Here is a 2,998-nt window from a genome sequence, read left to right on the forward strand (position 1 = left end):
GCCCCCGGTGTCTCGAAGGGGATGCTGGCCAGGGCGATGCGCTTCTTGGCGCGCGTGATGCGCTGCTCCATCGCGCTTTCGCCGACCAGGAAGGCGCGCGCGATTTCCTGCACCGAGAGGCCGGAGACGATGCGCAGCGCCAGGGCGATCTGCTGCGTGGCCGGCAGTTCGGGGTGGCAGCAGACGAAGAGCAGGCGCAATAAATCGTCGCGGTATTGCGCGTTGTCCAGCTGCTCCACCAGCCGCGCCTCGGCGTCTTCAAGATCGGAGATCAGCTCTTCGGGCGGCAGCGCATCGTTGCGGTTGCGCTGGCGCACTTCGTCGAGCGCGGCATTGCGCCCGACGAAGATCAGCCAGGCCAGCGGGTCGCGTGGCGGGCCGTCTGCGGGCCAGTGCTGCAAGGCGCGCAGGCTGGCCTCCTGGTAGGCCTCCTCGGCGGTGTCCAGGTCGCGGAAATAGCGCAGCAGCGCCGCGATGGCCTGCGGGCGGGAGGAGGTCAGCGTCGCGGCGATCCAGGCGGTGTCGGTCATGCTCGATTCAAGGACGAACGAGTATGCGACGTTCCGACAATCAGCGCAGCGGTTTGCGGCCGGCCAGCATGCAGGCGATGGCGCCGAGCTGGATCAAGGCCGCCGTGGTGAAAAACAGCTGCGTGCCCGCGCCTAGCTGCGCACTGCTGCCGTCGCCTGCCGCCAGCAGGATGCCGAACGCGACCGGCGCCAAGGCCCACAGCCCCTGTGAAATGGCGACGATCAGCGCCACCACGCGTGCCATGTCCTCCTTGACGAATTCCACCTGCGCCACCAGCGGCGGCAGCGACGTGGCGTTGCCGATGCCCACGCCAAACAGCACGATGCCGAACAGGAGCAGCGCCGTCTGCTGCCCGGACGCGGCCAGCAGCACCAGCGAGCCCGCCACTTGCACCGCGTAGCTGGCAGCGGCGATGCGCCGCCGGTCGGCGGTGGCCGGCATGATTTTGGCCACCACGGTTCGCCCCGCGACGGCGCAGGCGGTGACCAGGGCCATGGCCCAGCCAGCCGCCTGCGTGCTCAGGGCCGCGGCCAGCAAGGCGTACAGGTGCGCGATCAGGCCGGCCTGGGCGAACAGGCTCAAGGACATGCCCGCAGCCAGTGTGAGGAAGCCACGGTCACGCCACAGCAGGCGCCCCGGCAAGGGCCTGGCGCGCGCCGAGGTGATGCTGCGCGTGGCCACGCCGGGCGCATCGCCATCGGGCCGCTGGTGCAAGGCCTCGGGTGTCTGCACCAGCACGCGCAGCGAAATCGCGGCCACGACGGTCAGCATGACCACCGCCACCAGCAGCGCGGCGGCGGTAAATCCCAGGTGTGCGATCAACGCCGCCCACAGCGGCGAGAAGATCACACCGCCAATGCTGGCGCCGTTGTAGGCCTTGGCCAGGGCCATCGGCCGGCTGTGCACGAACCACGGCGAGAGGATCGCGTTGATGGCCGCCGCGCCCATCGTGACCCAGCCGGCGCCGCTGAGCAAGGCCGCGGCGAACAGCTGCCAGGGTTGGGCTGCGACCGCCCAGCCCATCGTCCCCAGTGCCAGCGCGGCGGCGCCGGCGGCCGTGGTCAGCGCGATGCCCCAGCGGGCGTGGATGCGCGGCAGGCGGGCCACCATCAGCGCCCCGAACATGAAATGGAAAGTGACTGCGGCCGACACCAGCGGCAACGACCAGCCGGTGCGCGCCGCCACGGCGTGCAGGAAGATGGACGGGCTGTAGAAGCCGACGCCCCAGCCGAAGGCGGCCAGCACAAACGCGGCGCGGACCACAGTGGTGCCGTAGAAGGGGCGTGCTGCCGGCGGGAGCGGGGCGGTGGTTTGCAACTGCATGGGTTTTCCTTGAGGGCTGCGCAGCGGGCGCTGCATGCCCTGCATGGTGGACCGCATCGGTGCCAGAATGCTTCGCGCTGGAGCGAAGCATTCCGGCCGGCCACGGCGCTATCGTCGCAACACCGACACTGAGAACCGCACGCATGAACGTCAATCAAATCGCACACATCGCCTCGCTGGTCGGCGAGCCGGCACGCACCGCCATGCTGCTGGAGCTGATCGACGGGCGCGCGCTGACCGCGCATGAGCTGGCCCACGCCGGCAGTGTCTCGCCGCAGACGGCCAGCCGGCACCTGGGGCTGCTGGTCGAGGCCGGCCTGATGAAGGTCGAGCAGCACGGCCGGCACCGCTACCACCGGCTGGCGTCGGGCGAGGTGGCCCACCTGATCGAGAGCATCATGCAGCTGGCCGCGACACAGGTGTCGACCCCACGCCGTGCCGTGGTATCGGGCCCGAAGGACGCCGCCATGCGCATGGCACGCTCGTGCTATGACCACATCGCCGGCCGCCTGGGCGTGGCGATCGCCGAGCGCCTGCTGGCCGACGAGGCCATCGCCTTCGACGGCGAGGCCGGCCACGTGACCGAGCGCGCCGGTGCGGTGCTGGCGCGCATCGGCATCGACCCCGCGCGCACGCTTGCCAAGGCCGCACCCAGGCGCGTGCATTGCCGCCCCTGCCTGGATTGGAGCGAGCGGCGCTTTCATGTCGCCGGGCGCCTGGGTACGGTGATCTGCGCCCATTGCCTGGACAGTGGCTGGCTGCTGCGCCGCGCTGGCTCGCGCGCATTGGACATCACGCCCAAGGGCGTGGTGGCGCTGCGTGGCTGGTTGGGAAGCGAGCAATGGCGCCAGCTCTCGGAACCGGCCGCAGTGCCTGGTGCCAACTAGTAAGCATTCATATCAAGCGGCGCATAATTGGCTTGGTGCGGATGCACACCGAGATTCCCCAGGAGACCAGACCCATGACTGCCGCCCAAGAGCCGCGCACTGACGCTGCGCCGGTTCGCCGCTTCCTTGACCCCGACTATGTGCCGCAGGCCGCCACGCTCGGCGCGCTGCGCACGCGCATCGATGCGCTGGACGAACAGATCGTTGCGCTGCTGGCCCAGCGCGCCTTGTGCGTGCGCGATGCAACGCGTTTCAAG

4 protein-coding genes are annotated in these 2,998 nt (G+C 70.0%); 2 read left to right on the top strand and 2 right to left on the bottom strand.

Annotated features, from left to right (window positions below; translation table 11 throughout):
- Nucleotides 1-530 (bottom strand): sigma-70 family RNA polymerase sigma factor (locus tag VLK61_RS27830; RefSeq protein ID WP_325426189.1); only part of this gene is annotated, 530 nt, incomplete at its 3' end.
- Between the two features lie 40 nt (nucleotides 531-570).
- Complete coding sequence (locus VLK61_RS27835; protein ID WP_325426191.1) at nucleotides 571-1,854, bottom strand: MFS transporter; 1,284 nt, start codon at nucleotides 1,852-1,854, stop codon at nucleotides 571-573.
- A gap of 143 nt (nucleotides 1,855-1,997) precedes the next feature.
- Here VLK61_RS27835 and VLK61_RS27840 point away from each other — a divergent pair, with 143 nt between their 5' ends.
- Together VLK61_RS27840 and VLK61_RS27845 are read left to right on the top strand one after the other, a co-directional pair.
- Nucleotides 1,998-2,741, top strand: a complete 744-nt coding sequence (locus VLK61_RS27840; RefSeq protein WP_325426193.1) for an ArsR/SmtB family transcription factor — start codon at nucleotides 1,998-2,000, stop codon at nucleotides 2,739-2,741.
- A 74-nt stretch (nucleotides 2,742-2,815) separates the two neighbouring features.
- A partial coding sequence (locus tag VLK61_RS27845; RefSeq protein ID WP_325426195.1) for a chorismate mutase occupies nucleotides 2,816-2,998 on the top strand: 183 nt, incomplete at its 3' end.

The organism is Aquabacterium sp. (genome assembly GCF_035476535.1).
In the GTDB taxonomy this organism is placed as follows: Bacteria; Pseudomonadota; Gammaproteobacteria; order Burkholderiales; family Burkholderiaceae_C; genus Pseudaquabacterium.

Coding starts and splice junctions, on each gene's coding strand:
- VLK61_RS27835 (WP_325426191.1), bottom strand. CDS start 1,854: ATGCAGTTGCAAACCACCGCCCCGCTCCCGCCGGCAGCACGCCCCTTC.
- VLK61_RS27840 (WP_325426193.1), top strand. CDS start 1,998: ATGAACGTCAATCAAATCGCACACATCGCCTCGCTGGTCGGCGAGCCG.